Below are 6,252 nucleotides of genomic sequence, written 5' to 3' on the forward strand. Positions count from 1 at the left end.
GACTGCATTTTCCCGGTGCTGCAACTGAGCCTGCCGTATCTGCGCGGCGGCCGGCGTCTGCTCGATATCTTCCGCTCGCTCGGCTATCGCGGTGACAAGGTGCGCGTGCTGGTCAATCGCTATGAAAAGAAAGGGCCGGTGGGGTTGCCGGAACTGGAAAAGGCATTGGGCCTGCGGGTGACCAGCGTGATTCCGGAAGACGGCGCTTCGGTGTCGGCGTCGATCAATCAGGGCGTGCCGATCCTGCGGCTCGCCAGATCGAGCGGTGTGGCCAAAGGTCTCTGCGAACTGGTGCGCTCGCTATCGCCGCCGCAACCCGAGACGGAGCGGGGTGGCATCCTGCAGAAATTCTTCGGCAGGCCGGCGCTGAGCCGGGCATGAGATAGAGGAGAGAAAAAATGGAAAACGTGTTGACGCTGCGCGAACAATTCTCCGACCTGGGCGGCGCATCCGCCAAGGATGAGAACCTCAACCGCAACCGGATGGCTGGCCGCGCGTATCAGGAGCTCAAGAGGAACGTTCACCAGGCCATCATCGATCGCGTCGAGCTGGAAAAGCTTCAGCGTCTTTCGACCGAGCAGATCCACCATGAACTGGCACAGCTCGTCGAGCGCATCGTTGAAGAAGACAACGTGCCGATCAACGAGGTCGAGCGGCGGCATCTCGTGCGCGACGTGCGCGACGAAATGCTCGGCTTCGGCCCGCTCGAAGCGTTACTGGCCGACCCGACCGTCTCCGACATTCTTGTCAATACATACAAGCAGATTTATGTCGAACGGCGCGGCAAGCTGGAGCTGACGGACGTGACGTTCTACGATGATGCGCATCTGATGAAAGTGATCGAGAAGATCGTGTCGCGTGTGGGCCGCCGCGTCGATGAGTCGAACCCGATGGTCGATGCGCGCCTACCTGACGGCTCGCGTATGAACGCAATCATTCCGCCATCGGCCATTGACGGGCCCTTGATGTCCATTCGCCGGTTCGCAGTCAATCCGCTGAGCGTGAAAGACCTGATCGAGTATCAAAGTGTCACGCCGCCCATGATGCAGGTGCTTGAAGCGCTGTCCGCCGCCAAGGTGAACGTGCTGATTTCGGGCGGCACGGGCAGCGGCAAGACGACGATGCTCAACCTGCTGTCGGGCTTCATTCCATCCGATGAGCGGATCGTCACGATCGAAGACGCGGCCGAGCTTCAGTTGCGCCAGGTGCACGTGCTGCGGCTCGAGACGCGTCCGCCCAACATCGAGGGCAAGGGCGAGATCACGCAGCGCTCGCTGGTGCGCAATGCACTGCGGATGCGGCCAGACCGGATCATCCTCGGCGAAGTGCGCGGCGCGGAGGCGCTGGACATGCTGCAGGCGATGAACACAGGGCACGAAGGATCGCTTGCCACAATACACGCCAACACGCCGCGCGATGCGCTGACGCGGCTTGAAAACATGATCGGCATGGCGGGGCTGAATCTGCCGCAGAAGTCCGCTCGCCACCAGATCAGTTCGGCGATCGGTGTCATCGTCCAGGCCGCCCGTCTGACCGATGGGCGCCGCAAGGTCACCAGCATCTCGGAAATTACCGGGATGGAAGGCGACGTTATCAACCTGCAGGAGATCTTCACGTTCAAGCGCTCCGGAGTCGACAAGGACGGGAAGGTGTGCGGGCATTTCTGCGCGACGGGCGTCCGGCCGAAATTTTCCGACCGACTCCAGGCCTTTGGCGTGGCCGTGCCCGATGCGCTGTACGACCCGTCGAAGCATTACCCGGTATGAGCCCCGCATGACGAACGCAGCGGGGAAACAACAACGGCGGCGGCCACGGCTATGCGCCTGCGAGGTATCTGGAAATGAACTATCTATTCTATGGATTCGTCATTCTGGTTTTCTTCACGATCATCCTGTTGATCGAAGCCGGCTACCTTTGGTGGCAGAGCCGGCACAGCAGTGAGGCGAAGCGTCTTGAAAACCGCATCCGGATGATGTCCGCCAGCGGACACGGCAATGAAAAGACAGTGTCGATTCTCAAGCAGCGCGAATTGAGCACATCGCCATTGTTGACCAAGGTGCTGCTGCGGATGCCGCGCATTCAGACGATGGACCGCTGGCTGGTTCAGTCCGGGTTGGACTGGTCGATGGGGAAGCTCCTCACCTGCACCGTGTTGCCGCCACTCGTGGTCTGGATCGCAGGCAGCGCGATCTACGTGCCGCAGCTGCCGCTTCTCGCCGCAATCCTCATTGCCGGCATGATCGCGCCATTCAGGGTCAACCGCGCGAAGGCGAAGCGGATGAAGCAGATCGAGCAACAGCTGCCCGAGGCAGCCGACATGATCGGCCGGTCGCTTCGGGCTGGACATTCGTTCTCGACGGCACTCGGCATGGTGGGCGATGAAATGCCCGAGCCGATCGGCAGCGAGTTTCGCACGACGTTCGGCCAGATCAATTTCGGCGTATCGCTCAATGACGCGCTGGGCGGCCTTGCTAACCGCGTACCGATCAGCGATCTTCGTTATTTCGTGATCGCAGTGCTGATCCAGCGTGAAAGCGGCGGCAACCTGGCTGAAATACTCGGCAACATCAGCCAGATCATCCGGGCACGGCTGGCGCTGCTCGGCAAGGTCAGGGTGCTGTCGGCCGAAGGAAGGCTGTCGGCGTGGGTTCTGGGCGCCTTGCCGTTTGTGGTGGCGTTCGTAATCTCCATCATGAATCCGGGCTTCCTTCGGATTCTGTGGACCGACCCGACCGGCATCGATCTGGTTGGCGTGGCGCTCGTCATGATGGTGTTCGGCGTGATCTGGATGCGCAAAGTCATCCGTATCCATGTTTAAGGAAAGTCTGCCATTTCCATTCTCTGAGGATGGGTCGATCCCATGCCCGCCATGAAAACAGAACAACTCATATTGCTAGCCGCCGTATTCGCAATCGTCGCCCTTTTCTCATTCGGCGTGATGGCACTGCTGATGCCAAACTCGATCCACCGCCGCCTCAACAAGCTCACCAGCAACGAGCAGGGTTCGCAGGAAGCAGCGGACGGTGAGGAGGCTCTATGGGTAAGAAAGATTGCGGAAGCTTCGAAGCCGATTGCGAAACTTTCTATCCCCAAAGAAGGTTGGGAGCATTCGGCACTGCGCTCGAAATTCATGCATGCCGGCTGGCGCAGCGAGTCCGCTCCCGGGATCTACTTTGCTGCCAAAACAGTCCTCGTGATTGGGCTGCCGCTTGTCTGCCTTGTAGTGGCCGGCCCGTATCTCTCGAACGAAAAAAACCATCTGCTTCTACTGTTGCTGCTCGTGCTTGCGGGAATCGGCTACTACCTGCCGAATATGGCGCTCGCGCGCCGGGTGGACCGGCGCAAGCAGACCATCTTCGAGGACTTTCCAGACGCGCTGGATCTGCTCACTGTCTGCGTGGAAGCGGGTCTCGGGCTGGATGCGGCGCTCATGAAAGTGGCCGATGAAATGGACGTCAAGAGCCGGACGCTGAGCGATGAACTCCAGATTCTCTTGCTCGAACTGAGAGCGGGCTTGAGCAAGGAAACGGCGCTCAAGAACCTGGCAATGCGCACAGGCGTCGAGGAAATCGACGTGCTGGTCTCCATGCTGATTCAGGCCGAGCGCTTCGGCACCAGCATGGGCGATTCGTTGCGCGTGCACTCGGACAACCTGCGGCTCAAGCGACGGCTGAAGGCGGAAGAGGCGGCTGGGAAGATCGCGGTCAAATTGCTGTTTCCGTTGATATTCTGCATATTTCCGACGCTGATGCTGATATTGCTGGGGCCGGCGATTATTCAGATCCTTCGCGTGCTGCTGCCGACGATGGCTGGCCAGGCAGCTGATGCAGTGCCATTGCAGTGACGGTTGGAGAGACACGCCATGCCACATGTGGAAAGAAGCGCGGAGATCGTCAAACTGCGATTTATGCTGGGCGTCAAGCTGGCGGCTTTCAACCAGTTCGTGGCTGCGCGTCTGGGACTGAGCGTTACGGACCTGGAATGCCTCGAAGTCGCCTATTTCGACGAGGTGCAACCCGTCACGCCAGGTCGGCTGTCAAAGCTGACGGGGTTATCGCCAGGTAGTATCACGACATCCCTGAAGAGCCTCGAAAAAGCGGGGCTAATAGCCCGTGAGCCCGATCCGACCGATGGGCGGCGCATCCTGCTGCGTTTCATTCCAGGCAGTCGTGCAACGATTAGCGCCTGCTTCGAGGCGGTTAACCGTAATCTGGCAGAGTTTGATGACACGCTCGGTAGTGAACAAATGGAAAGCATAAAAAATTATTTATCTGTAATGCTAAGAATAATTGACGACCATATGGCGGATGCAACCAACCGGTTAGCGTGATGTCGCGGCGATTGTTTGTCCTGTTGCGACGTTTCATCGCCGGATGGCGGTCGGCCTTTTTGCACATTGAGGCGATCCAATGAATCAGATAGTCAGCTGTTCAACTGTCGATGGGGGGAACCGTGGAATTCTTGCTAGGCTTGGGTGCGGGGATATGGTTAGGAGCCAGCTTTGGCGTGATCGTCGCGTCGTTACTTCGGGCGAGCAAGGATGGCGAACAGATGAGGTGGCCCGCGAAGCACGGACATTCAGCGCCGTATGAGACTGCGGAGTCATCGTCGAGGGACGAGGCGTGCGGTGCAATTGCAGTTGTAGCGACGACTGAAAAATCTTTTCGGGCTACTACCGGTAGAGGTCTAACGGAAACACTGAACACTGCGGGGTAAGAGGCATGAGCATGATCGTCGATGAAGGCTGTAGCTCGGAATCGCAATCCGCGGCATGTTCAGAACTTATTGTCCACCAGGGTTCGGTAAGGAGCGTGGATGTGCTGTTCGAGGTGACAGCACGGGTATGCGCAGCTGTGATGATGGGTATTTTCAGCTATGCGGCGATTCTCCACTGGCTTGCCGATCCTGGGCGCGTCACGTTATTGTTACTGGTCATCACGCAATGCTTCACCGTGGGCCTGTCGCTGTTCGCACGTGTCCCTGTCCGACGCGACTTGACCCCGTTCGCATACATCTGTTCGATGGGCGCTACGTACTACTTTCTCGCCGTCCAACTCAGGCCGGGTTTCCAGATCGTGCCGGAGGTGGTGGGTGCGGCGTTTCAGGTTGCCGGTATCTGCTGGCAGCTTTTTGCGAAGGCTTCGCTGCGGCGCTCGTTCGGGATATTGCCTGCGAACCGCGGGGTCGTTTCGACGGGTGCGTACCGTTTCGTAAGACATCCGATGTATCTCGGCTATTTCATCGAAGACATCGGCTTCCTGCTTTCAAACTTCGGCATACAGAACCTGTTGGTATTTGGAAGCCAGTTTGCCTTGCAGGCGTGCAGAATCGCACGGGAGGAACGGCTCCTGAGCGATGACGCGCTTTATCGTGCATACATAAGCAAGGTGCGATATCGCGTCCTGCCGGGACTCTACTGAATGTGTTATCGACATGCCGGTCGCAATTGCAACCGGTGCCAGCAGTTGATGGCTTACCGACACAAGTCTATCACTCACGGCTGTCATGCGTTATAGCGTGGGCATGCAACAGTAAAAGCAAAAACGACGAAACACCTGACAGTGGCGGCGCTCGCCGCCGGGGCGTCGGTGGTTCTCCTATCCGGGGAGGTGGTCTTTGAAACCCGAGCACAGGCTTGCCCGTCTCGTAGTTCGGCTCGAAGAACGCCATCTGCGGTAACGGCAAGATGCGTGTCACGGACGCGTAAACCACCACAGGCACAGTATGGACACCGAAGACGGGAGATGTCCGTGGCTACGCTCGAACATATCCACTTTGTTCCGCACCGCTGCGAGGTTGTCGACGGCGCAGTGGCTTACGCGCCGCGGCGTTACGGTCGCGAGACAGGGGCCCTGCCCCAGATATTCTGGGCTGATGGCGCGCCGTGGGCGGAGGCCAATCTTTGGGCCGTCGAGCGCATCAGTCGCGAGGCCGTGGCCATTGAGACCATCGAGTCGAACCTGCGTAGCCTGGCGGATTACGCAACGTTCCTGGAATCCCAGGATCTGAAGTGGTACGCCTTTCCCATGCGCAAGGACGAACGGTGTCTGGTTCGCTATCGCGGTGCACTCGTCGAGGCGCGTAATGCCGGCCTGATCAGCCCGTCGACCGCTACCATGCGGATGCGCCAGGTTGTTCATTTCTATCGTTGGGTTCAGGCCCGCGGTCTGTTTTCTCCTGCATCGCCTCTCTGGTGCGACAGGATTGTCTACATCAGGTATTTCGACGCCGTTGGTTTTGAACGAACGCTTG

The 6,252-nt window shown here is 58.8% G+C and carries 6 protein-coding genes and 1 pseudogene; all 7 read left to right on the forward strand.

Annotation, left to right across the window (positions count from 1 at the left end; translation table 11 throughout):
- The coding region (locus tag BMW76_RS39635) for an AAA family ATPase (RefSeq protein ID WP_407669088.1) at nt 1-381 on the forward strand (381 nt) is incomplete at its 5' end.
- A gap of 29 nt (nt 382-410) precedes the next feature.
- Nucleotides 411-1,766 carry a CpaF family protein gene (locus BMW76_RS39640; protein ID WP_407669089.1) on the forward strand — a complete coding sequence of 452 codons (1,356 nt, stop codon included), beginning with the start codon at nt 411-413 and terminating at the stop codon, nt 1,764-1,766.
- A 74-nt stretch (nt 1,767-1,840) separates the two neighbouring features.
- Entirely contained in the window at nt 1,841-2,818 is a 978-nt protein-coding gene (locus BMW76_RS39645) for a type II secretion system F family protein (RefSeq protein WP_090874125.1), read from the forward strand.
- 42 nt (nt 2,819-2,860) lie between these two features.
- A complete protein-coding gene (locus BMW76_RS39650; RefSeq protein WP_090874126.1) occupies nt 2,861-3,844 on the forward strand; it encodes a type II secretion system F family protein in 984 nt (327 codons plus the stop codon).
- A gap of 18 nt (nt 3,845-3,862) precedes the next feature.
- On the forward strand, nt 3,863-4,330 hold the full coding sequence (locus tag BMW76_RS39655; protein WP_090874127.1) for a MarR family winged helix-turn-helix transcriptional regulator: 468 nt from the start codon (nt 3,863-3,865) through the stop codon (nt 4,328-4,330).
- A gap of 526 nt (nt 4,331-4,856) precedes the next feature.
- Complete coding sequence (locus BMW76_RS39660) at nt 4,857-5,420, forward strand: methyltransferase family protein (protein ID WP_407669090.1); 564 nt, start codon at nt 4,857-4,859, stop codon at nt 5,418-5,420.
- A 330-nt stretch (nt 5,421-5,750) separates the two neighbouring features.
- Nucleotides 5,751-6,252: pseudogene (locus BMW76_RS39665) on the forward strand (site-specific integrase); the annotation flags it as partial.

The organism is Paraburkholderia diazotrophica (assembly GCF_900108945.1).
Taxonomy (GTDB): domain Bacteria; phylum Pseudomonadota; class Gammaproteobacteria; order Burkholderiales; family Burkholderiaceae; genus Paraburkholderia; species Paraburkholderia diazotrophica.

Excerpts from the sequence above, each read along its gene's own strand:
- BMW76_RS39645 (WP_090874125.1), top strand. The coding sequence starts at position 1,841 with ATGAACTATCTATTCTATGGATTCGTCATTCTGGTTTTCTTCACGATC.
- BMW76_RS39650 (WP_090874126.1), top strand. The coding sequence starts at position 2,861 with ATGCCCGCCATGAAAACAGAACAACTCATATTGCTAGCCGCCGTATTC.
- BMW76_RS39655 (WP_090874127.1), top strand. The coding sequence starts at position 3,863 with ATGCCACATGTGGAAAGAAGCGCGGAGATCGTCAAACTGCGATTTATG.
- BMW76_RS39660 (WP_407669090.1), top strand. The coding sequence starts at position 4,857 with ATGATGGGTATTTTCAGCTATGCGGCGATTCTCCACTGGCTTGCCGAT.